The organism is Acidaminococcus sp. HCP3S3_G9_1, assembly GCF_052122455.1.
Lineage (GTDB): Bacteria > Bacillota > Negativicutes > Acidaminococcales > Acidaminococcaceae > Acidaminococcus.
The window spans coordinates 188,136-209,125 of record NZ_JBQKCH010000001.1 but is presented as its reverse complement, the minus strand read 5'-3'; the positions used below and the strand labels follow the sequence as shown (position 1 = coordinate 209,125).

Below are 20,990 nucleotides of genomic sequence, written 5' to 3'. Positions count from 1 at the left end.
TTTTTCATTTGGCCCGTGACTGGCGACCCGCGGCCAGGGGTGCTGCGCGAAATGCGCAGCACCCCTTTACGTATGTCCGCAAAATCCGGAAATCTTCGTCAAACATGGTGATGTCCGCCCGTTTTCCTGGTTCCAGGGTGCCCCGGTCGGTGAGGTCCAGTTCCCGGGCCGGGTTGGCGGTGGCCAACTGGACGGCCTGGGGCAGGGTCAGGTGGGCCCATTTCCAGATGTTCCGGACTGCCTGTTCCATGGTCAGGATGCTGCCGGCCAGGGTGCCGTCTTCCAGGGTGGCCCGGCCGTCCTTTACGTACACGGTCTGGCCCCCCAGTTCGCTTTTCCCTTCTCCCAGGAGACAGGCCCGCATGGAATCAGTGATCAGCACTATCCGGCTGAGGCCCTTGGTCCGCACCGCCAGCTCCAGGGCCGCCGGGTGGATGTGGACCCCGTCGGCAATCAGTTCGCAGGTCACCGGCAGAGTCAGGGCTGCCCCCACCAGGCCGGGCTTACGGTGATGGAGAGGACTCATGGCATTGTACAGGTGGGTGATGTGGCTGGCCCCTGCAGATATGGCCCGGGCTGCCTCCTCATAGGTGGCGTCGCTGTGGCCCAGGGATACGATGATCCCCGCCCGGCAGCACCGGGGAATGAAATCCATGTCCGTAAGGGTCTCCGGAGCCAGGGTCAGGATCCGGATCAGACCGGTGAAGGGTTCCACCAGATCCCAGTGGGCTTTCTGGATGTGGCAGGCCTTCTGGGCTCCCTTATATCTTTCGCTGATGAAGGGTCCTTCCAGGTTGGCCCCCAGGATCTCCGCCCCGGTTGCTCTGCCCCGGGCTTCCCGGATGGCGGAAAGAGCCCGGGTGATGGCGTCTCCGCTGGACGTCATGGTGGTGGGCAGCCAGCCGGTGACCCCGGTGGATGGCAGCAGCCGGCTCATGGTTCCAAGGGCCTCCCGGGTGCCGTCCATGGCATCTTTTCCTCCGCAGCCGTGGATGTGGAGATTAAGGAACCCGGGGGATACATAGGCTCCCTGGGCATCGATGATCTCCGTGCCGGCCGGTAGCCGGTCCGGCTCACAGAATCCCTCCAGGGTCTCCCCGAACAGGAGCGCCTGTCCCTCCCGGATTTCTTGTGGTAAAATAAGTCTGCCGTTGATGATTGCTTTCATGGTGGATCTCCTTTTTCTGCTGACCATGGGGAAGGGATCCTCTCCATGGGGTACCTATCGACAAAACACTCTTTATTATAGCATAGCAAAAGGCTGGAGGTTTTTTTCAATGATCGATCTGGACAAGCTTTCTACGGAACAGCGGAATCCCGCTTCCGTTGCCATTGACAAGGTATCCACCCAGGAACTGGTGGAAATCATCAACCGGGAGGACCACAAGGTGGCCGATGCAGTGGAAAAGATCCTGCCGGCCATTGCCCTGGCCGTGGACCTGGTGGCGGACCGGCTGGGCCGGGGCGGCCGGCTGTTCTACATGGGCAGCGGCACCTCCGGACGGCTGGGGATCCTGGATGCGGTGGAGTGCCCCCCTACCTACAGCACCGACCCGGAACAGATCCAGGGGCTCATCGCCGGAGGCTATGAAGCCATCTTCCGGGCCAAGGAAGGGGCGGAAGACAGCGAGGAACAGGGCCGGGACGATATCTGGAACAAGGAACTGACTCCCCTGGATGTGGTGATGGGCATCAGTGCCTCCGGCCGGACTCCCTATGTGCTGGGGGGCATGAAGGAAGCCCGGGAACGGGGCTGCGCGGTACTGGGGCTCTGCTGCAGCCGCCAGTCCCCCATGGCCAAACTGGCGGATCTGTGCCTTACGGTGCTGCCGGGGCCGGAAGTGATCACCGGATCCACCCGGATGAAGGCGGGCACCGCCACCAAAATGGTGCTGAATATGATCACCACCGGAGCCATGGTGAAGCTGGGAAAGGTCCGGGGGAACCTGATGATCGACGTGAAGGCCACCAACGAAAAACTCCTGGAACGGGCCCTGCATATTGTCTGCACCGTCACCGGCTGTTCCCGGGAAGAAGCCCGGCTGAGCCTGGCCCGGAACCGGGGCAGTGCCCGGAAGGCCGTGGAGGAATGGGAGGCGGCCCATGGAAAATAAGGACCTGGCCCGGGCCATCCTGGACCTGGTGGGGCCCCGGGACAACGTGCTCCAGGCCAGCCACTGCATGACCCGGCTCCGGCTCCAGCTGGCGGACCGGGCAGTGGACCGGCAGGCCCTGGAAAAACTGCCGGGGGTCATGGGGATCAATGAGGCGGGACCGGAACTCCAGATCATCCTGGGGCCGGGAAAGGCTGCCCAAGTCACCGATGCTTTCCAGGCTCTGCTCCAGGAAGCACCGGATCTTCCAGGGGAAAAGAAGGAAACAGAGCAGCCGGTTCTGGGAGATTTCACCGGAAAAGTGGGGGACGGAAAAGAACTCCATGAGGCCATCCGGGCCCGGAACGCCACCCCCGGGAAATTGTTTCTGAAACGGATCGCCGGAATCTTTGTGCCTCTCATCCCCGGGTTCATCGGCTGCGGTCTTTTGACCGGGATCCTGAACATCGTCCGTCGGCTGGATCCCCAGCTGGCCGGTCATGCTTTTTTCCAAATCCTGGGACTGGCCGGGAATGCTGTGTTCTGGGCCATGAACCTGTTCGTGGGCTGGAACGCCGCCAAAGAGTTCGGCGGGTCTCCGGTGCTGGGCGGAGTCCTGGGGGCTCTCATCAGCCATCCGGGCCTTGCCGGGATCACCCTGTACGGCCAGGCCCTCATCCCTGGCCGGGGAGGCGTGGTGGCGGTGCTGCTGGCAGCGGCCCTGGGAGCCCTGTTGGAAAAACGGATCCGCAAACTGGTGCCGGAAGCCCTGGACCTGTTCCTGACTCCCTTCCTGGTACTGGGGATCATGGCTTTTGCCACCCTGTTTGTGTTCCAGCCTTTGGGAGGCTGGGCGGCGGAAGGCATCGGCTATGCCGCCACGGAAGCAGTGAGCCGGGGCGGAGCCTTTACCGGCTTTGTGCTGGGGGGCCTGTTCCTGCCCCTGGTGATGCTGGGAGTCCATCAGGGACTGACCCCCATCCATGCCCAGTTGATCGCCCAGTACGGGTACACCATCCTGCTGCCCATCCTGGCCATGGCCGGCGGAGGACAGGTGGGAGCCGCTCTGGCAGTATATGCCAGGACCCGGGATCCCCGGATCCGGAAAGTGGTGGCCTCCGCCCTGCCAGTGGGTTTCCTGGGCGTGGGGGAACCGCTGATCTACGGGGTCACCCTGCCCCTGGGACGGCCTTTCATCGGAGCCTGCATCGGGGGTGCCTGCGGAGGCGCCGTCCAGGCGGCCTTCCAGGTGGGGGCGGCGGCCCTGGGGATTTCCGGTCTTCCTCTGGCTCCCAGCACCACCAACGTGCCCGTGTACCTGCTGGGGCTCCTGGTTTCCTACGCAGCCGGTTTCGCGGCCACCTGGGTGCTGGGGTTTGAAGAGAAAAGTGCAGAGTGAAGAGAAAAAACACTTAACCACCTAATCACTTAACCACTTAACCACTGAATGATTCCCTCAAGGAGGCGTTCGAGTATGACGAAATTGGCAAAAGGGATTTCCCTGTACCCCGGCCTGGGACGGCCTTTGGAAGACTGTCTCCGGCGGCTGGAAGAGGCTGCGGCACTGGGGATCACCCGTCTGTTCCTTTCCTTCCACATCCCGGAAACAGATCCGGAGGCCTTTGAACGGGAAGTGGCACCGCTTTTGGCCCGGGCCCGGGAACTGTCCATGGAAACCGTAGGGGATCTGGTGCCCGGGCGCCCGGTACCGGAAACGCTGACTTCCCTGCGGCTGGATGACGGATACACTCCGGAAGCCATGAAGGCCCTCCAGGACCGGTATCCGGACCGGAAACTGGTGCTCAATGCTTCTGCGGTGGGAGAAGACCTGCTGGAAGCACTGGAACGCCAGGGGGTGGACCTGTCCCGGATGGAAGCCCTCCACAATTTCTATCCCCATCCCCACACCGGCCTTTCCGAAGGCTACCTGCGCCGGCAGAATGACCTGTTCCACCGGCTGGGAATTCCGGTAGGGGCCTTTGTGGCCAGCCGGAAGGGACGGCGGGGGCCCCTTCGGGAAGGGCTCCCCACCCTGGAACAGGACCGGCACCGGACCGTATCCCAGGGAGCCCGGCAGCTGGCGGCCCTGGGCCTGGACGCTGTATACATCGGGGACGACGGTCCGGACCGGCAGGAACTGGAAGATCTGGCCCGGGTATCCGGTGAGGTGCTGGAACTGACCCTCCAGGTGTGGGAGGACAGGCCCCTGTACCCGGTACTGGCACACCATGTGTATGAAACCCGTCCGGACGAGGCGGAAGAAGTGATCCGCACGGTAAACAGCCGGGCCCTGTGGAAAGGGGTGGAAATTCCCAAACTGCCTTTCCGCCGCTGCCATGCCGGGGATGTGACGCTGGACAATCCTCTTTACGGCCGGTATGCCGGGGAACTGGAGATCTGTCTCACGGAACTGCCGGCGGACCGGCGGGTGGATGTGCTGGGAAGGATCCCGGAAGAGGAACGGTTCCTGCTGAAGTATCTGCCCGGAGGGAAAAAGTTCCGGTTCCGGGTGGTGAAGATGGACACCGGAATATGATATAATAAACAATAGTCTGCATGAAGGAGAGATACAATATGAGTTCTACCAATCTGGAAATGGGAATCGTGGGCCTGCCCAACGTGGGCAAAAGCACCCTGTTCAACGCCATCACCAAGGCAGGGGCCGAAGCGGCCAACTATCCTTTCTGTACCATAGAGCCCAACGTGGGCGTGGTGGACGTGCCCGATGCCCGGCTGAAAGTGCTGGCGGACATGTTCCATTCCAAAAAGATCGTACCGGCGGGGATGAAGTTCGTGGACATTGCCGGCCTGGTGAAAGGGGCTTCCAAAGGGGAAGGCCTGGGGAACAAGTTCCTGTCCCACATCCGTCAGACCGATGCCATCGCCGAAGTGGTCCGGTGCTTTGAAGATGGGAACATCACCCATGTGGAAGGATCCATCGATCCGGTCCGGGACGTGGAAATCATCAACACGGAACTGTGCCTGGCGGATCTGGAAAGCGTGGAAAAGCAGCTGGTGAAGGCCCAGAAGCTGATCAAGGCCGGGGACAAGAAGGCTGCCGCCCGGGCTGACCTGCTCCAGCGGATTTCCGATGCCCTGGGAGAAGGGATCCCGGTGCGCCGGGTGGAAATGACCGACGATGAAAAAGCCGGCCTGAAGGAACTGGATCTCCTGACCTCCAAACCCATCCTCTATGTGGCCAATGTGGCGGAAGAAGAAGCGGCGGACTGGTCCGGGAATCCCTATGTGAAGGCCCTGGAAAACTATGCCGCCAAAGAAAACGCCCAGGTGATCGTGATCTCCGCCAAAGTGGAAGAAGAGATTGCCGAACTGCCGGAAGACGAAGCCAAGGAATACCTGGAAATGGAAGGCCTTTCCGAAGCCGGCCTGGACCGTCTCATCAAAGCCGGGTTCAAGCTGCTGGGGCTCCAGACCTTCCTTACCGCCGGGGAAATGGAATCCCGGGCCTGGACCATCGTCCAGGGTTCCACCGCGCCTCAGGCAGCCGGGAAGATCCATACGGACTTTGAAAAAGGCTTCATCCGGGCGGAAATCGTCTCTTATGACGACCTGGTGAAGTGCGGCTCCAAACAGGCGGCCAAGGAAAAGGGCCTGGTGCGTCTGGAAGGCAAGGACTACATCATGCAGGACGGGGATGTAGTGGAATTCCGTTTCAACGTGTAAAAACAGGAAAAGAGGTGCGTGCCCATGCTGTTTGATACCCATACCCATGCAGATTATTCCTGCGATGCGGAACAGACCATCCAGGATGCTGCAGCAGCGGCCAGGGCTCAGGGAATCGGGATTATCCTGACGGAACACTGGGACCTGTACTATCCCACCAATCCGGAGATGTTCCTGTTTGACATCGACGACTATTTCAAAAAGGACGGGCCTTACCGCAGCAGCCAGGTGCTCCTGGGCATCGAGGTGGGGCTCCAGCCCCGGGCCATCGAGGAAGACCGGAAAATGGTCCAGGCCCATCCCTTTGACGAAGTGGTGGGGTCCATGCACTGTTTCGACGGGCTGGACATGTACGAACCCACCTCCTATGAAGGGCTTACCAAGGACCAGGCGGTGCGCCGGTACCTGGAGAATTCCGTCCGGTGCCTGGAAAGGAAGCCGGATTTCGATTCCTACGGGCACATCGACTATATCTGCCGGTACATGCCCTATCCGGATCCCAATCTGTATTATGAAGACCATCCGGACCTGTGGGACCGGGTGTTCCGGCTGCTGATCGCAGAGGACAAGGCCCTGGAGATCAACACCCGGCGGCTGGGGGATGACAGCGTGATCCCGCCCCTCCTGAAGCTGTACAAACGGTTCCGGGAACTGGGAGGGAAATACGCCACCCTGGGCAGTGACGCCCATTACAAGGAACATGTGGGCCGGGATTTCGCCAAGGGGAAACAGATGGCCGAAGAAGCGGGCCTGACCCTGGTGTACTACAAAGAACGGAAGCGGATCCGCTGCTGACAAATGGGCCTTTGGGCCCATTTTCCATACATTTGTCACGGCTATATTCTTGTTTTCGTTTCTTTTCCCTGTTATAATACTCTGGTATCACCATCACAAAGGAGAGTGGAGAACATGGGCCGTCAGCGCCTGGGCATCCTGGGCGGGACCTTCGATCCCATCCACAACGGACATCTGATGATCGCCCGTGCCATGCTGGACAAACTGGGACTGGACAGGATCCTGTTCATCCCGGACTACATTCCGCCCCACAAACGGGGCTGGCACTGTTCTCCCTCTGCAGACCGGCTGGCCATGACCATCCTGGGGGCAGGGGAAAATCCCCGGTACACGGTTTCCTCCATGGAACTGGACCGGGGCGGCGTATCCTACACCTGCGATACCCTCCGGAAGCTCCACCGGAAATGGCACCGGTTCTACGATCTGTACTTCATCATCGGGGCGGATTCGGCAGAACAGCTGCCCACCTGGCACCATATCCGGGAGGCCATGACCTATGCCACCTTTGTGGCGGCGGCCCGGCCCGGCTTTGCTCCCCAGAAGGAGAAAGTCAGCGAGGATCTGGCCCGGCAGGGACTGAAGAATCTGGTCTGGGTGGATACACCGGAACTGGACATTTCTTCCACAGCGATCCGGGAACGGATCCGGAAAGGCGAACCGGTGGATACCATGATCCCCAAGGCAGTAGCGGAATACATCGAACAGAGAGACCTCTACCGTCAGTAGGGGCTTCTCTGTTTTTTTCTTGGGAGGGGAAAACCTATGGAATTGAACGAAATGAAAGAACGGCTGGAAAAAGAACTGCCGGCCAAACGCTTCCATCATACCCTGGCCGTCAGCCAGACGGCCGTTGAACTGGCCCGGCTGTACGGAGTGGACGAAGAGAAAGCCGCCATTGCCGGCCTGCTCCATGACAGCGGGCGGCAGGTCCCCAAAAAGGATTTCATTGCCAGGGCGGCGGAACTGGGCATTGAACTGGATGAAGTGGAAAAGAACCAGCCCATCCTGATCCATGCCAAACTGGGGGTCTATTACGCCCAACATGAATTCGGGGTCACGGATCCGGACATTCTGTCCAGCATCCGGTACCACACCACCGGGGCAGCCCATATGAGTCCTCTGGCCATGGTGATCTACCTGGCGGACCTGGTGGAGCCCAACCGGGATTTCCCCGGGGTGGACACCATGCGGGAAGAAGTGAAGAAAGGCCTGGAAAACGGTATGCGGAAGGCCTATGCACATACCATGGAATATCTCCTGGACCAGGAGATGCTGATCCATCCCGACTGTCTGGCCGGGTACAATGAACTTGTCCTGAAAGAGAAAAAGAATCAGAAATAACAGGAGCAGAACAAAAGATGACAGACCAAAAGAAAACAGGGAACCGGCGGTACAAGAAACGGCTGCGGAAAGGACGGGCCTTCTTTTCCCTGGTGATGATCCTTTTCCTCATGGCCAGCTGCTTTGCGGCAGGCATGCGGATCTACAACCGTTTCTTCCGGCCCCGGGCTCAGGTGGCCGAAACCCAGAAGGATACCCTGACTACGGAAGGGTTCTCCAACCGGATCAATGTGCTGCTCCTGGGGACGGACGATGGGGACAGCGAAGACTTTGACAAGGACGTGCCCAAACGGACGGACGCCATGCTGTTGGTGAGCTTCGACCCGGAAAACAGCCAGGTTTCCGTCCTGAGTCTGCCCCGGGATACCCGGGTGACCATCCCCGGACGGCGGGGCCATGACAAGATCAACGCGGCCTACGCCTACGGGGGCGTGAATCTGGCCAAACGGACTGTGGCCAATCTGCTCCAGGTGCCGGTGAACCACTACATGCAGGTGGACTGGCAGGGCTTCATCAAAGTGGTGGATATGCTGGGCGGGGTGGACCTGGATGTGGAACAGGACATGGATTACGAAGACCCCTACGCAGACCTGAAGATCCACCTGAAGAAGGGAAAACAGCATCTGAACGGGGAAAAAGCCGGGGAATACGTCCGGTTCCGTCATGACGAAATGGGGGACATCGGCCGGGTGGAACGGCAGCAGAAATTCATGAAAGCCCTGGCCAAACAGGCCTTCACCGTGGGGAACATGGTGAAGCTGCCCGTGATCATCGGCACGGCGTCAGAGTATGTGAAAACGGACATGACCTTCATCCAGCTGGTGAAGGCGGCCAACTGCCTGCGGATCTTCGGCGAAGGGGGCGTGAAGAGCGCCAGCCTGAAGGGGGATTTCGGGGACATCGGCGGCGTCAGCTACTGGGTCACCACTCCCTCCAAGATTGCTGCCACCCTGGACGAACTGAAGATCCCCCACCGGCGGATCCCCAGCATCTGAGTGCACAAACGTTCTGTGAAACGAGAAATATGAGTTTTTATGAGAAAGGAAGGATGATACTATGACCGGAAAAGAACTGGCCAACAAAATTGCAGCGGCGGCTGCGGACAAAAAAGCACGGGATATCCTGTTGCTGAACATGGAGGGACTGTCTTCCGTAACCGACTACTTCATGATCTGCTCGGCTCCCAGCACCACCCAGGTGCGGGCTATTGCCGACGGTATCGAAGACAAACTGGCCCAGGAAGGGAAGCTGCCGGCCCACAAGGAAGGGTACAGCGAAGGGAACTGGGTGCTGCTGGACTACGGTGACTGTGTGGCCCATGTGTTCCAGGAATCCCAGCGGAATTTCTACAATCTGGAACAGCTGTGGGCGGACGCTCCCAGCGAAAGTTATACGGAGACGGAAGCATGAGAAAAGAGCGTGGACCGGTAACCGTCAAGACTGTGGGCCGATATCGGGTGGGGGATGTGTGCGAGATGACCGTGGCCCGTGTGGGGGAAGCGGGAGCTTTCCTGGATGCGGGCACCGGCAGCACCTCCGATGACATCCTGCTCCACCAGCACCAGCAGACCAGCCCGGTGAAAGTGGGAGACAAGGTGAAAGTGTACCTGTACCTGGACGCCAAGGGCCGGATGACCGCCAGCATGAAGCTGCCCAAAATGCGGGAAGGCCAGCTGGGCTATGTAAAGGTCCTGTCCGTCACCCGCCAGGGGGGCTTTGTGGACATCGGCGCCGAACGGGGGGTATTCCTGCCCTACAGCGAAATGCGGGGCCATGTGTCTCCGGGTCAGCTGGTATGGGTGAAGCTCTACCGGGACAAAAGCGGCCGGCAAGCGGTGACCATGCGGGTGGAAGAGGACATGGTCCGGGCTTCCGTGCCTGCCAAAGATGTGAAGGTGGGGGATGAACTCACCGGCACCGTCTACAACATCCTGCCGGAAGGGTTCTTCCTGCTGACCACCCAGCGGTATCTGGCCTTCATCCACCGGAGCGAAGTGCCTGACGGACGGCTGGACTTCGGTCAGAAGGTCACCGGACGGGTCACCTTCGTCCGGGAAGACGGCCGGGTGGACATGTCCCTCCGGGAAGTGAAGGAAAAAGCCATGGTCACCGACAGCGAACGGATCCTGGCCCTCCTGGAAAAACGCCAGGGCACCATGCCCTACAGCGATGCCACCCCGCCGGAAATCATCAAAGACGCCTTCGGCATTTCCAAAGCCGCTTTCAAACGGGCCCTGGGGCGCCTGATGAAGGAAGGGAAGATCACCCAGGAAAACGGGTGGACCAGTCTGGTGAAGTAAGGGAAGCTGCGCTTTCCGCCAATGGTCAATTGTCAATGGCCGAGGGAAGCCTGCTGGCACAGGCTTTGAACGGTTTTTTTTCAAAACCATGAAAAAAGTTGTTGACAGGAACCCCTTTTGGGGGTATACTTAAGAAGTCGTTTGGGGGCATAGCTCAGCTGGGAGAGCGCTTGCATGGCATGCAAGAGGTCAGGAGTTCGATCCTCCTTGTCTCCACCAAATGAAAAGTCAGTACCCTTGCGGTTGTGATACCGCAAGGGTATTTTTTGTATCTGGGGCCGTTGAACGTTGACAGCTGAACGTTGAAGGGCTGTTGCTCATGCAACAGCCCTTTTTTATTCCGTTTTACTTCATCGAAGGCGGTATAAAAATTCTCTTGGGGGGATGCTCTTCCAAGTGTCGTTCTAAAAAATGATTTAAATAGTTATAAAAGCGTTCTTAAAAATGTAAAATAAAGTAAAAATATCATTCTAAAAATGTTTCAAGTTGATGGTTATCATCTCCATACCTTCTTTCCTGGGCAGGCCCCGGGATACGCAAAAAGGCGCTGCCGGAAGGGGACATCCTGCAGGGCAGGATCCCGTTCTTCCGACAGCGCCTTCTGGTTCTCCCGGGCAGAGAGTGGAGCTCTGCTTCCAGTACGGGGACGGGCTGTCCAACATCCTGTGGCCTACGGCCATGGCCCCGGTGTGTGCCGGCATCGCCGGGGTGAAGGTCCAGAAGTGGTGGAAGTGGTTCGTGCCCCTGTTCCTGATGCTCCTGGCCACCCAGATGGTGACCGTGGCCATAGCGCTGTTGATCAACTGGCAGTGAAAAAGGGGGAATATTGCACGTGAAAAATATGTATGCAATATCCCCGTCAATGGTCAATCGTCAATGGCCGAATGATAAAATTTGCAGGCAAATTTTTGGATGTGTAAATCGGTACCGTAGGGGCTGCACGCCGGGCTGCCCGCCAAATCATCGATTATCTGCGCATTTTGCGGGGCACCGGGCCTGCGCCCCCTACGATTATACACAATAAGAAGAACCTGGCCGAAGGACAGGTTCTATCCAGTGGGCCGCGACTCACGACTCGCGGCCCGTGACCTCAAAAAGGGGCTGCTGCTTATGCAGCAGCCCCTTTTTTTCCGCTGTCCGGCTTGAAGAACCTCCGGATCACAAAGGGCACTCCCATGGCCAGCATGAGCACCCGGACCAGCTGGTAGGTAAGGATCACAGCTACATCCTGGTGCATTTCCAGGCCGGTAAGGCACATTTCCGCAATGCCTCCGGGGGCCAGGGCCAGAAAGGCGGTAAGGGTGGAAAAACCGTAGAGCCGGGACATGAACAGGGACAGGGCGACGCTGGAAGCCACCATCAAAAGGGAACCCAGGAGTACGTTGGGAATCAGTTCCCGGGTCTTCAGCAGTTTTTCCCGGTCCATCATGGTGCCGATGTACAGGCCGATGTGGAGCTGGGCAAAAGCCATGGCGGGAGCCGGGACCCGGGGCACACTGCCCTGCCACAGAGCAAAGAGGGAAGTGATCAGAATGGGTCCCAGCAGCTGCCCTGTGGGCATATGGGTCTTTTGGGCCAGGAACCGGCCCAGGAACACCAGGGGGAACACCAGCAGCCAGCCCGGATGGAACAGGCTCCGGAAATCACCCAGGGTGGTGACCCACAGACTGGCGCCGGCGGCCCGGGTGATCTGGCCTCCGAACAGGTTGATGGCCAGGAAGGGCACGCTGACTTCCACCACGAACAGCCGCAGGCACTGGGAGACTACCACCACGTTTTCGTCTGCTTCCTCATAATCGTCCATGAGCACGGTCATGGCTGTCAGTCCTCCCGGCAGGCAGCCCATAATGGAACTGAGCAGGTTGGCGAAGGTGTGCCGGTGCATGTGGATGGCCACGGCCACGGAAACGCCCAGGGTGAACAGGCTGGCACCCAGGATCCCCAGGGTTTCCTGGCTCATTTTAAGGAAGGTGTCCGGGGTGCAGTTGCTGCCGATGCCGTAGCCGGCTACCCCCAGCATCAGCCCCCGCCAGGCCCGGGGCCATTGGAAGGAATTATCCAGAAAAGTGCGTACAACAAAACCGGTGATGATGCCTCCCAGCAAATAGGGAATGGGGATGGCCAGCTGCCGGAGCAGGAAGCCCAGCAGGGCGGATGCCAGTAAGGCGGGAAAACGTTGTTTCATGGAAAGATCTCCTTTGGAAGCCGGAGCGCCTGTCCGGCAGGATACTTTTATTATAGACAATGGGCTCTATACTGTAAAATCTTAATAGTATAATAGGGATATAGCAAAAATGATATAACAAAAGGAGGGACTGCCATGTTCCATGAAAAATACCTGCGGGATTTCCTGAAAGTCTGCGAAAACGGCAACATTACCGCTGCCGCCGCCCAGCTGGGCCTGTCCCAGCCTGCCCTCAGCCGGATCGTGAAAACGGTGGAAAAAGAAGCAGGGATGCCTCTCCTGGTCCGGGAAGCCAGCGGAGTCTACCTGACCCAGGCGGGTGAAATCTATGCCCGGATGGCCCAGGCCATGCTGGAAAACTACCAGAACGGTCTCCGGGAGATCCATGACCTGCGGGATTCCCAAAGCGGCCAGATCCGTCTGGGGCTGTCCCGGATCTCCAGTGAGACCCTGCTGCCGGTGATCCTGGAGCAGTTCCGCACCCTGTATCCCCAGGTGGAACTCCGATTGACGGAAACCCTGATCCGGCAGCTGAATCCCCTCCTCCGGCAGGGAAAACTGGACCTGGCCCTGACCTATTTCCCTGACGACCCGGAGTTGGAATACACCCGGCTGCTGACGGATACGGTGTATCTGGAGGCTCCTCCCGGCTTCAGCCGGCAGTTTTCCTGGACCCCGGGTACCGGCCATGTGCTGGAGGATGTGGGGCGGCTTCGGAACCAGCCCTTTATCCTGCTGAAACCGGGGCGGGGGCTCCGGTACAAGGCGGATCAGTTCTTCCGGGAGGGGAAGATCCAGCCCCGGATCATCCTGGAAACGGACAGCGTGGAACTGGCCCATCGGCTGGCCCTGGCCAACCACGGGTTTGCCCTGATCCCCCGGCTGGCTTTTCCCACCCTGGCCCGGACGGATCAGTCGGTGTTTTTCCAGGTGAAAGACCATCCTCTGGACCGGACACTGTACCTGGCCCGGCGGAAGGGGGCCTACATGACCCGGGCCATGGAAGCCCTCTGCGGCCTGATCCGGACCAGTGTAACAGAATCCCGTTCTATGGTACAATAAGGCAAGCGAACGGAGGTGTTTTCTATGAACAGAAAACAGATGGCTCTGCTGGTTGGACTTTCTCTGGCTTTGGGGCAGACGGCTTTTGCCGCCGACCATGTGGCCGTGGTGGAGAAAGACGGAAAGCAGGGCGTGATCGACCGGACAGGGAAGGAAATCCTGCCCCTGGTCTATAAAAAAATCGCAGTGGGGGATCCGAAAGAGGATCCGGCGATCCTGGTCCAGCTGAAGGGAAAATACGGCCTTTATGACCGGGAGGGAAAGCAGCTGCTGGCCCCCACCCTGAAGAAGATCACCGATATCAATGAAGGGATCATCGGCGGCGTGACGGAAAAGAAGTGGAATTTCTACACCCTCCAGGGAGCCAGGCTTCCCGGGGAATGGGAAGAGGCCCGGGCCTTCCAGGAAGGGCTGGCCCCGGTGAAAACCCAGGGCAAATGGGGCTTTGCGGACAAAACCGGGAAACTGGTGATCCCCGCCCAGTACAAGGAAGTCCGCAGCTTCAGCGAAGGGCTGGCCGCGGTGAAAAAAGACAGCCAGTGGTTCTATATCCGGAAGGACGGGAGCCTGCTGCCCAGCATGAGCGTGAAAAAGGCCGGGGACTTTCACCAGGGGGTGGCCGTGGTGGACGGAGGCTGGCTCATGGATACCCAGGGAAAGAAATACGCCAAACTGAAGCCTTATTCCTTCGTAGGGGACTTCCAGGACAATGGATTGGCGGAAGTGGGTGTCCGCCGGGCCAGCCACAGCTTCCTGGATTACATCTCCATCGGCTGGGGCTGGGGAGACGGCTGGGGCTGGGGCGGTCCCTACTGGGGCGTGGGCCCGGGCTGGGGCCCCTATTGGGGAGATTACGGCTACCACCATCATCACCATCATCACGGCTGGGGCGGCAGCATCGGTATCTCTCCGGGAGCCGTGATGCCCTCCAGTATGTACCGGGGCTATGTGAACAAACAAGGCCAGGAAGTGATTTCCCCCACCTACAGTTTTGTGTCCCCCTTCTACGGGAAACTGGCCCTCATCCGGGACGAGGGCCACTGGGGTATGGTGGATGCCAAAGGCCAGGTGGTGATCCCGGCAGCCTACGATGCCCTGCTGCCCTTCAGTGAGGGACTGGCCGCCTTCCAGTCGGACAAAAAATGGGGGTTCATCGACGAGACCAACAAAGTGGTGGTCCCCAACCGGTTCGACAGTGTCCAGAACTTCTTCCAGGACCGGACCACAGCAGTGGAAAAGGAAAAAGGCGGGATCATCGACAAAACCGGGAATCCGGTGGCCCCTTTCCGGTCCGAGCTCCGGGAACTGGGGCCTCTGACAGCGGACCGGGCGGCCTACAAGGACACCCAAAAGAAGAAATGGGGCTATGTGGATGAAAATGCAAAGGTCGTAATCTCTCCGCAATATGACAAGGCTGGAATTTTCGACTGATTTTTCAAATCGGCTACAAAAAGCTATTGACAGAAACGAAGTACAGTGGCATAATGTAAACCATACCATTTCAAACAAACACAGGTAATGAACGGGAGCGGAATCGCAGAAACTTCCAGAGAGCCGGCGGCGGGTGTGAGCCGGTAAGCTTCGAGGATTCCTCTCACCCGGGAGCCGCAGGGGGGAAAGACCAGTAGTCCCTGCCGTCCACAGTGCGTTAAACTGAATGAGACCCAACATAGGGTGGTACCGCGTCCATTCGCCCCTATCTGCTTTGCAGCAGGTAGGGGCTTTTTGTGCAAGAGAGGGGAATACGTATGGGAATGACAAGGACACAGAAAATCCTGGCCCGGCATGCCGGCCGTCCGGAGGTGGAAGAAGGGGAACTGCTGGTTTCCCAGGTTGACCTGACCCTGGCCAACGACATTACCGGGCCTCCGGCCATTGACGAATTCGACAAGATCGGCCGTCCGGTATTCAACAAGGACAAGATCGCATTGGTGCCGGACCATTTCTCTCCTCCCAAGGACATCAAATCCGCCACTTTGTGCAAGCATATGCGGGATTTTGCCCGGAAGCATAACATCACCAATTATTTCGAAGTGGGCCGGATGGGCATCGAACACGCCCTGGTGCCGGACAGCGGGCTGGTGGCTCCTGGGGAACTGGTGATCGGGGCTGATTCCCACACCTGCACCTACGGGGCTGTCAACGCCTTCTCCACCGGGGTAGGCCAGACGGACCTGGGGGCAGCCATGGCCAGCGGCCAGACCTGGTTCAAGGTTCCCAAGGCCATCAAAGTGGTGCTCGCCGGCAAAAAGCCGGACTACATTTCCGGCAAGGACGTGATCCTGACCCTGATCGGGATGATCGGGGTGGACGGTGCCCTGTACCAGTCCCTGGAATTCTTCGGAGAAGGAGTAGGGGAACTGGCCATGGCGGACCGGTTCACCATCTGCAACATGGCCATTGAAGCCGGTGCCAAAAACGGCATCTTCCCGGTGGATGACAAGACCCGGGCATACCTGAAGGAACGGGGAGTCACCCGGGAATGGGAACCGGTGGAAGCCGATGAGGATGCGGTCTACGACCGGACCATCACCATCGAACTGAACAAGCTGGTGCCGGTGGTGGCCTATCCCCATCTGCCGGAAAACACCCATCCCGCAGCAGAGGGCAAAGACATTGCCATCGACCAGGTGGTGATTGGATCCTGCACCAATGGACGGTATGAGGATCTGGTATCCGCCGCCCGGATCCTGAAGGGACGGAAAGTGGATCCCCGAGTCCGGTGCATCATCATCCCGGCTACCCAGGAAATCTACAAACGGGCCATGGACAACGGACTGCTGGATATCTTCATCGAAGCCGGTGCAGCGGTTTCCACGCCTACCTGCGGACCCTGTCTGGGAGGCTACATGGGCATCCTGGCTGCCGGGGAACGGTGCGTTTCCACCACCAACCGGAATTTCCGGGGCCGCATGGGCCATGTGGACAGCGAAGTCTACCTGGCCAGCCCGCTGACGGCTGCTGCCAGCGCCGTTACCGGTCACATCACTGATCCCAGGGAGGTACTGAAATGAGTAAAGTATGGCGTTACGGAGACCATGTGGACACGGATGTAATCATCCCCGCCCGCTACCTGAACATCTCCGATTTCAAGGAACTGAGTGAACATGCCATGGAAGACATCGACACCACCTTTGCCCCCAATGTAAAACCCGGGGACATTATGGTGGCCGGCCGGAACTTCGGCTGCGGGTCTTCCCGGGAACACGCCCCCATTGTGATCCAGCAGAAAGGGGTCGCCTGCATCATTGCGGAAAGCTTTGCCCGGATCTTCTACCGGAATGCCATCAACATCGGCCTGCCGGTGCTGGAAATCGGGGAAGAAGCCAAAAAGATCCAGGCCGGAGACCAGGTGGAAGTGGATTTTGACAAGGGAGAAATCCATGTGGTGAACAAGAACCTGACCATCAAGACCCATCCCCTGCCGGCCTTTGTCCGGAAAATCGCCGAAGCCGGCGGTCTCATCAATTATGTGAAAGGAGTCCATGCCTGATGAAAGTCACTGTATTGGCCGGGGACGGCATCGGCCCTGAAATCACCGATGCGGCTCTGGAAGTCCTGAAGAAAACGGCGGAAGTGTTCGGCCTGGACATTTCCTATGACCATAAACTCATGGGGGGCTGTGCCTATGACAAGTTCGGCACCCCTCTGCCGGAAGAAACCATCGCCAGCGCCAAGGCTGCTGACGGGGTCCTGCTGGGGGCCGTAGGGGGTCCCAAATGGGATCATATCGAAGACGTGACCAAACGGCCGGAGAAGGGTCTTTTGGGCATCCGGAAGGCCCTGGGACTCTACTGCAACCTGCGTCCGGTCCAGGTGCGGCCCTACATGGCCCATCTGTCTCCCCTGAAGACGGACCGGGCGGAAGGGGCCGATCTGGTTATCGTCCGGGAGCTCACCGGGGGCATCTATTTCGGGGAACACCGGGAAGCTGCCCTGGTGGACGGGGTGGAAACCGCCTCTGACGTGGAAAAATACACCCGTCCGGAAGTGGAACGGATCGCCGTGAAAGCCTTCGAGGCAGCCCGGCTGCGCCGGGGCAAGGTGACCAGCGTGGACAAGGCCAATGTGCTGGGGGCCTCCCGGATGTGGCGTAAAATCGTGGAAGAAATCCATGAGGTCAAGTATCCTGATGTGGAACTGAACCATTTTTATGTGGACAACTGCGCCATGCAGCTGGTGCTGAACCCGAAACAGTTCGACGTGATCCTTACCAACAACATTTTCGGGGATATCCTCAGCGACGAAGCCTCCACCATTGCCGGCAGCATCGGGCTCCTGCCTTCTGCCAGCCTGGGGGACGGCACCGGGCTCTATGAACCCATCCACGGCAGCGCCCCGGACATTGCCGGAAAGGACATTGCCAATCCCCTGGGGACCATCCTGTCTGCCGCCATGCTGCTGCGCTATTCCCTCCATCAGGAAGAAGCCGCCCGGGCCATCGAAAAGGCCGTGGACGAGGTGATGAAAGCCGGCTACCGGACTCCGGACCTGGCCGGAGAAGGACTCACCACCGTAGGCACGAAGAAAATGGGCCAACTGGTGGCGGAAGCGGTGAGAAAATAAGGGGTCTGCTGCCTGGGCAACAGACCGTCAGCTGTCAATGGTCAGCGGCCGAAGGAAAAAAGCTGCCTGGAAAGGCAGCTTTTTTTGATGAAGGAGATGAAAATTATGACCCAATGGGCGGACGGGAAAATACGGTATTTCTGGGCCAATCCCAACAATCCCTTGTATATCCGGTACCATGATGAGGAATGGGGCCGGCCGGTCCATGAAGACCGGAAACTGTTTGAGATGCTGCTTTTGGAAACCTTTCAGGCCGGCCTTTCCTGGGAGTGCGTACTGAACAAGCGGGAAGGGTTCCGGCAGGCCTTTGACGGCTTCGACCCGGAAATCATTGCCCGTTATACGGAAGCAAAAACAGAAGCTCTCCGGCAAAATCCCGCCATTATCCGGAACCGGCTGAAGATCCGGGCCGCCGTGACCAATGCTCAGGTGTTCCTGACCATCCAAAAGGAATGGGGGACCTTCGACCGGTACCTGTGGCACTGGACGGAAGGAAAGACCATCCGGGAAACGGGCCTTGCCCATTCCCCTCTGTCCGATGCCCTGTCCAAAGACCTGAAGAAGCGGGGTATGAAATTCGTGGGCACCACGGTGGTCTACTCCCTCCTCCAGGCCGTAGGAGTCATCTGGAGCCATGAGAAGGGGTGCTTTTTAGAGCAGCCGGAAGAACCGGCCGCGTCAACGGCCGCTGACCGCTGACCGCTGACAAAAAAGGAGTTCCGCAAAACGCGGAACTCCTTTTTCTTTACATCTTCTTCACCGGCACCAGCCCCCGTCCCAGGGAAATCTGCCCGGTCCGGGCGATTTCGATGATCTGGTAGTCTTCCAGGACTTCCAGCAGGGCGTCGATGTGGTCTTCCCGGCCGGTGAGCCGGAGCACCAGGGACTTTTTCTGCACGTCCACCACTTTGGCATGGAACAGGTCCGCCAGGTTGGTCAGCTCTTCCCGCGCCTGGGGGGTGGGGGCGCTGACTTTGATCATGGCCAGTTCGTAGCTCACAAAGGGAGCGTCGTCCAGGTTCACCACCTTGATCACATCGATAAGCTTGGCCAGCTGTTTGATGGCCTGGTCCAGCTCGTACCGGTCCTCCACGGACACCACGATGTTGATCCGGGTCACGTCCCGTTCTTCCGTATAGCCGGCGTTGATGAACTCGATATTGATGGCCCGGCGGCTGATCAGTCCGGCTACATGGGTCAGGACCCCGGGCTTGTTGTCGGCCAGGATGGCCAGATGCTGTCGAATCATGATTGTTCGCCTCCTGTTACCATTTCATCCAGTTTCTTCCCACCAGGGACCATGGGGTAGACATTTTCGTCCGGCGGGATGGTCACTTCCAGAAGGGCCGGGCCGTCCTGGGCAAAAAGTCTGTCCAGGGCTTCCGGCAGCTGGTCTTCCGTTTCCACTGTCCAGGCCGGTACGCCCATGGACTGGGCAATCCCTGCAATGGACGGATTGGCCGTCAGGTCGGATTCGGCAAAATGGCCCTGGTAGAACATGCCCTGCCACTGATGGACCATGCCCAGGGTGTTGTTCCGCAGGACGACGGTCTTTACGGCAATGCCGTATTTGTGGAGGGTGGCGAATTCCTGACAGTTCATCAGGATGCTCCCGTCTCCGGTAATGAGCACCACCGGGTTGTCCGGAGCCCCCAGCTTGGCTCCCAGGGCGGCGGGCAGACCGTAGCCCATGGTCCCCAGGCCTCCGGAAGTGATGAAGTGATGGGGCTGGGAAACCGGGTAGAACTGGGCGGCCCACATCTGGTGCTGGCCCACATCGGTGGCGGCAATGGAATCGGGACCGGCCTTTTGGGCCAGCTGTTCCAGCACTACCTGGGGAGAAAGCCCTCTGTCAGAGGAAGGACGGGTACCGGAAGGATGGCCGGCCTTCATTTCCTGGAGCTCCTGGCGCCAGGTGACGGTCTGGACCGCCGGAATGGGGGCGGCTTCCAATTTCTTCCAGAAGGCGGGCAGGGACCAGCGGAGATCCCCGTTCACACTGAGATCCGCGTGGACGATCTTGTTGATCTCCACCTGATCGATGTCGAAATGGACGATCCGGGCTTTGGGAGCGAAGTTGGCCACAGAGCCGGTGACCCGGTCGTCGAACCGGGCTCCCACTGTGAGCAGCAGGTCACACTGGGTGATGGCCATGTTGGCGGTCCAGGTGCCGTGCATACCGGCCATGCCCAGGTTTTCCTCCCAGGCATCGGGGATGGCTCCTTTGCCCATAAGGGTGTATACCACCGGCAGCTGGGCGGCTTGGACGATCTGCCGGAGGGTGTCCGCAGTGTCGGACAGGACCACTCCGCCGCCCACCATCAAAAGGGGACGGTGAGCCTTACGGAGAGCCTCCAGGGCCCGGTCCACTTCTTCTTCCCGGCCTTCCTGGAGGGGCTGATACCCCCGGAGGGAGACGGTTTCCGGATATTCGTAGTCAAAGGCCGTGTCGAACACATCCTTGGCCACGTCCACCAGCACCGGTCCCGGCCGGCCGCTCCGGGCGATGTAGAAGGCTTCCTTCAGCACCCGGGGCAGGTCCTGAACCTTTTTCACCAGGTAGTTGTGCTTGGTGATGGGGGTGGTGATGCCGGAGATGTCCGCTTCCTGGAAGGAATCCCGGCCGATGAGATGGGTGGCCACCTGGCCGCTGATCACCACCAGAGGGATGGAATCCATATTGGCGGTGGCAATGCCGGTGACCATGTTGCAGACTCCGGGACCGCTGGTGGCAAAGCAGACACCCACTTTCCCGGTGGCCCGGGCATAGCCGTCCGCTGCATGGACGGCCCCCTGTTCATGGCCGGTGAGGATATGGGGGAATTTCATCCGGTACAGAGCATCATACAGGCTCAGTACGGCCCCTCCAGGATAGCCGAAGACAACCTGGACCTGTTCTTTTCGCAAACTTTCGATGACGGCTTCTGCACCGGTGATTTTCATGGTTTCCCCTGCCTCCTTTAA

Annotated in this window: 21 protein-coding genes and 1 tRNA gene; 18 read left to right on the top strand and 4 right to left on the bottom strand. The window is 59.2% G+C overall.

Annotated features, from left to right (window positions below):
- Nucleotides 1-4 precede the first annotated feature (4 nt).
- Nucleotides 5-1,168, bottom strand: a complete 1,164-nt coding sequence (gene nagA / locus ACTQY1_RS01005) for an N-acetylglucosamine-6-phosphate deacetylase (protein WP_022487935.1) — start codon at nucleotides 1,166-1,168, stop codon at nucleotides 5-7.
- Between the two features lie 109 nt (nucleotides 1,169-1,277).
- Here nagA and murQ point away from each other — a divergent pair, with 109 nt between their 5' ends.
- The 12 genes from murQ to ACTQY1_RS00945 all read left to right on the top strand — a co-directional run bounded on the left by murQ (nucleotide 1,278) and on the right by ACTQY1_RS00945 (nucleotide 11,026).
- Complete coding sequence (gene murQ, locus ACTQY1_RS01000) at nucleotides 1,278-2,114, top strand: N-acetylmuramic acid 6-phosphate etherase (protein ID WP_022487936.1); 837 nt, start codon at nucleotides 1,278-1,280, stop codon at nucleotides 2,112-2,114.
- Nucleotides 2,104-3,492, top strand: a complete 1,389-nt coding sequence (locus ACTQY1_RS00995; protein ID WP_022487937.1) for a PTS transporter subunit EIIC — start codon at nucleotides 2,104-2,106, stop codon at nucleotides 3,490-3,492. The genes murQ and ACTQY1_RS00995 overlap by 11 nt, the downstream gene beginning before the upstream one ends.
- A gap of 75 nt (nucleotides 3,493-3,567) precedes the next feature.
- Nucleotides 3,568-4,629, top strand: coding sequence for a MupG family TIM beta-alpha barrel fold protein (locus ACTQY1_RS00990; RefSeq protein WP_288310824.1), 1,062 nt, complete (start codon nucleotides 3,568-3,570; stop codon nucleotides 4,627-4,629).
- Nucleotides 4,630-4,667: 38 nt separating this feature from the next.
- The gene (gene ychF, locus ACTQY1_RS00985) at nucleotides 4,668-5,777 is read left to right on the top strand and encodes a redox-regulated ATPase YchF (RefSeq protein ID WP_288310823.1); all 1,110 of its coding nucleotides are present in this window, start codon (nucleotides 4,668-4,670) and stop codon (nucleotides 5,775-5,777) included.
- A 24-nt stretch (nucleotides 5,778-5,801) separates the two neighbouring features.
- On the top strand, nucleotides 5,802-6,572 hold the full coding sequence (locus ACTQY1_RS00980) for a histidinol-phosphatase HisJ family protein (RefSeq protein ID WP_441368824.1): 771 nt from the start codon (nucleotides 5,802-5,804) through the stop codon (nucleotides 6,570-6,572).
- Between the two features lie 114 nt (nucleotides 6,573-6,686).
- Nucleotides 6,687-7,298, top strand: a complete 612-nt coding sequence (gene nadD / locus ACTQY1_RS00975) for a nicotinate-nucleotide adenylyltransferase (protein WP_288310821.1) — start codon at nucleotides 6,687-6,689, stop codon at nucleotides 7,296-7,298.
- 36 nt (nucleotides 7,299-7,334) lie between these two features.
- A complete protein-coding gene (gene yqeK / locus ACTQY1_RS00970; RefSeq protein ID WP_022487942.1) occupies nucleotides 7,335-7,913 on the top strand; it encodes a bis(5'-nucleosyl)-tetraphosphatase (symmetrical) YqeK in 579 nt (192 codons plus the stop codon).
- A gap of 17 nt (nucleotides 7,914-7,930) precedes the next feature.
- Nucleotides 7,931-8,908, top strand: a complete 978-nt coding sequence (locus tag ACTQY1_RS00965) for an LCP family protein (protein ID WP_022487943.1) — start codon at nucleotides 7,931-7,933, stop codon at nucleotides 8,906-8,908.
- A gap of 61 nt (nucleotides 8,909-8,969) precedes the next feature.
- Nucleotides 8,970-9,323 carry a ribosome silencing factor gene (gene rsfS / locus ACTQY1_RS00960; RefSeq protein ID WP_012937544.1) on the top strand — a complete coding sequence of 118 codons (354 nt, stop codon included), beginning with the start codon at nucleotides 8,970-8,972 and terminating at the stop codon, nucleotides 9,321-9,323.
- Nucleotides 9,320-10,213, top strand: coding sequence for a CvfB family protein (locus tag ACTQY1_RS00955; RefSeq protein ID WP_022487944.1), 894 nt, complete (start codon nucleotides 9,320-9,322; stop codon nucleotides 10,211-10,213). The genes rsfS and ACTQY1_RS00955 overlap by 4 nt, the downstream gene beginning before the upstream one ends.
- Before the next feature lie 143 nt (nucleotides 10,214-10,356).
- Nucleotides 10,357-10,432, top strand: a tRNA-Ala gene (locus ACTQY1_RS00950).
- 402 nt (nucleotides 10,433-10,834) lie between these two features.
- Entirely contained in the window at nucleotides 10,835-11,026 is a 192-nt protein-coding gene (locus ACTQY1_RS00945) for a hypothetical protein (protein WP_441368823.1), read from the top strand.
- A gap of 295 nt (nucleotides 11,027-11,321) precedes the next feature.
- On the opposite strand, the gene ACTQY1_RS00940 is transcribed toward ACTQY1_RS00945, so the two are convergent.
- Nucleotides 11,322-12,398, bottom strand: a complete 1,077-nt coding sequence (locus ACTQY1_RS00940) for an AbrB family transcriptional regulator (protein ID WP_302573865.1) — start codon at nucleotides 12,396-12,398, stop codon at nucleotides 11,322-11,324.
- A gap of 135 nt (nucleotides 12,399-12,533) precedes the next feature.
- Here ACTQY1_RS00940 and ACTQY1_RS00935 point away from each other — a divergent pair, with 135 nt between their 5' ends.
- From ACTQY1_RS00935 to ACTQY1_RS00910, 6 genes are all read left to right on the top strand, one after another.
- A complete protein-coding gene (locus ACTQY1_RS00935) occupies nucleotides 12,534-13,460 on the top strand; it encodes a LysR family transcriptional regulator (protein WP_308664554.1) in 927 nt (308 codons plus the stop codon).
- A 24-nt stretch (nucleotides 13,461-13,484) separates the two neighbouring features.
- Nucleotides 13,485-14,891 (top strand): WG repeat-containing protein, encoded by a 1,407-nt coding sequence (locus ACTQY1_RS00930; RefSeq protein ID WP_441368822.1) that lies wholly within the window; start codon nucleotides 13,485-13,487, stop codon nucleotides 14,889-14,891.
- Between the two features lie 317 nt (nucleotides 14,892-15,208).
- Complete coding sequence (gene leuC, locus ACTQY1_RS00925; RefSeq protein ID WP_441368821.1) at nucleotides 15,209-16,474, top strand: 3-isopropylmalate dehydratase large subunit; 1,266 nt, start codon at nucleotides 15,209-15,211, stop codon at nucleotides 16,472-16,474.
- Nucleotides 16,471-16,953 (top strand): 3-isopropylmalate dehydratase small subunit, encoded by a 483-nt coding sequence (locus ACTQY1_RS00920; RefSeq protein ID WP_022487949.1) that lies wholly within the window; start codon nucleotides 16,471-16,473, stop codon nucleotides 16,951-16,953. The genes leuC and ACTQY1_RS00920 overlap by 4 nt, the downstream gene beginning before the upstream one ends.
- Complete coding sequence (leuB, locus tag ACTQY1_RS00915; RefSeq protein WP_441368820.1) at nucleotides 16,953-18,026, top strand: 3-isopropylmalate dehydrogenase; 1,074 nt, start codon at nucleotides 16,953-16,955, stop codon at nucleotides 18,024-18,026. The genes ACTQY1_RS00920 and leuB overlap by 1 nt, the downstream gene beginning before the upstream one ends.
- Nucleotides 18,027-18,131: 105 nt before the next feature.
- The gene (locus tag ACTQY1_RS00910; RefSeq protein WP_441368819.1) at nucleotides 18,132-18,725 is read left to right on the top strand and encodes a DNA-3-methyladenine glycosylase I; all 594 of its coding nucleotides are present in this window, start codon (nucleotides 18,132-18,134) and stop codon (nucleotides 18,723-18,725) included.
- Nucleotides 18,726-18,771: 46 nt separating this feature from the next.
- Here the strand turns inward: ACTQY1_RS00910 and ilvN are convergent, their stop codons facing one another.
- Complete coding sequence (gene ilvN, locus ACTQY1_RS00905) at nucleotides 18,772-19,275, bottom strand: acetolactate synthase small subunit (protein WP_154487499.1); 504 nt, start codon at nucleotides 19,273-19,275, stop codon at nucleotides 18,772-18,774.
- The gene (ilvB, locus tag ACTQY1_RS00900) at nucleotides 19,272-20,969 is read right to left on the bottom strand and encodes a biosynthetic-type acetolactate synthase large subunit (RefSeq protein ID WP_154487501.1); all 1,698 of its coding nucleotides are present in this window, start codon (nucleotides 20,967-20,969) and stop codon (nucleotides 19,272-19,274) included. The genes ilvN and ilvB overlap by 4 nt, the downstream gene beginning before the upstream one ends.
- Between the last annotated feature and the right edge of the window lie 21 nt (nucleotides 20,970-20,990).

Bases quoted from the DNA above. Each gene is read 5' to 3' on its own strand.
- ACTQY1_RS00940 (WP_302573865.1), bottom strand. From the start codon at position 12,398: ATGAAACAACGTTTTCCCGCCTTACTGGCATCCGCCCTGCTGGGCTTC.
- ACTQY1_RS00995 (WP_022487937.1), top strand. From the start codon at position 2,104: ATGGAAAATAAGGACCTGGCCCGGGCCATCCTGGACCTGGTGGGGCCC.
- leuB (WP_441368820.1), top strand. From the start codon at position 16,953: ATGAAAGTCACTGTATTGGCCGGGGACGGCATCGGCCCTGAAATCACC.
- ACTQY1_RS00990 (WP_288310824.1), top strand. From the start codon at position 3,568: ATGACGAAATTGGCAAAAGGGATTTCCCTGTACCCCGGCCTGGGACGG.
- leuC (WP_441368821.1), top strand. From the start codon at position 15,209: ATGGGAATGACAAGGACACAGAAAATCCTGGCCCGGCATGCCGGCCGT.
- ACTQY1_RS00930 (WP_441368822.1), top strand. From the start codon at position 13,485: ATGAACAGAAAACAGATGGCTCTGCTGGTTGGACTTTCTCTGGCTTTG.
- rsfS (WP_012937544.1), top strand. From the start codon at position 8,970: ATGACCGGAAAAGAACTGGCCAACAAAATTGCAGCGGCGGCTGCGGAC.
- yqeK (WP_022487942.1), top strand. From the start codon at position 7,335: ATGGAATTGAACGAAATGAAAGAACGGCTGGAAAAAGAACTGCCGGCC.
- nagA (WP_022487935.1), bottom strand. From the start codon at position 1,168: ATGAAAGCAATCATCAACGGCAGACTTATTTTACCACAAGAAATCCGG.
- ychF (WP_288310823.1), top strand. From the start codon at position 4,668: ATGAGTTCTACCAATCTGGAAATGGGAATCGTGGGCCTGCCCAACGTG.
- nadD (WP_288310821.1), top strand. From the start codon at position 6,687: ATGGGCCGTCAGCGCCTGGGCATCCTGGGCGGGACCTTCGATCCCATC.
- ilvN (WP_154487499.1), bottom strand. From the start codon at position 19,275: ATGATTCGACAGCATCTGGCCATCCTGGCCGACAACAAGCCCGGGGTC.
- ACTQY1_RS00965 (WP_022487943.1), top strand. From the start codon at position 7,931: ATGACAGACCAAAAGAAAACAGGGAACCGGCGGTACAAGAAACGGCTG.
- ACTQY1_RS00980 (WP_441368824.1), top strand. From the start codon at position 5,802: ATGCTGTTTGATACCCATACCCATGCAGATTATTCCTGCGATGCGGAA.
- ACTQY1_RS00935 (WP_308664554.1), top strand. From the start codon at position 12,534: ATGTTCCATGAAAAATACCTGCGGGATTTCCTGAAAGTCTGCGAAAAC.
- ACTQY1_RS00910 (WP_441368819.1), top strand. From the start codon at position 18,132: ATGACCCAATGGGCGGACGGGAAAATACGGTATTTCTGGGCCAATCCC.
- ilvB (WP_154487501.1), bottom strand. From the start codon at position 20,969: ATGAAAATCACCGGTGCAGAAGCCGTCATCGAAAGTTTGCGAAAAGAA.
- ACTQY1_RS00955 (WP_022487944.1), top strand. From the start codon at position 9,320: ATGAGAAAAGAGCGTGGACCGGTAACCGTCAAGACTGTGGGCCGATAT.
- murQ (WP_022487936.1), top strand. From the start codon at position 1,278: ATGATCGATCTGGACAAGCTTTCTACGGAACAGCGGAATCCCGCTTCC.
- ACTQY1_RS00920 (WP_022487949.1), top strand. From the start codon at position 16,471: ATGAGTAAAGTATGGCGTTACGGAGACCATGTGGACACGGATGTAATC.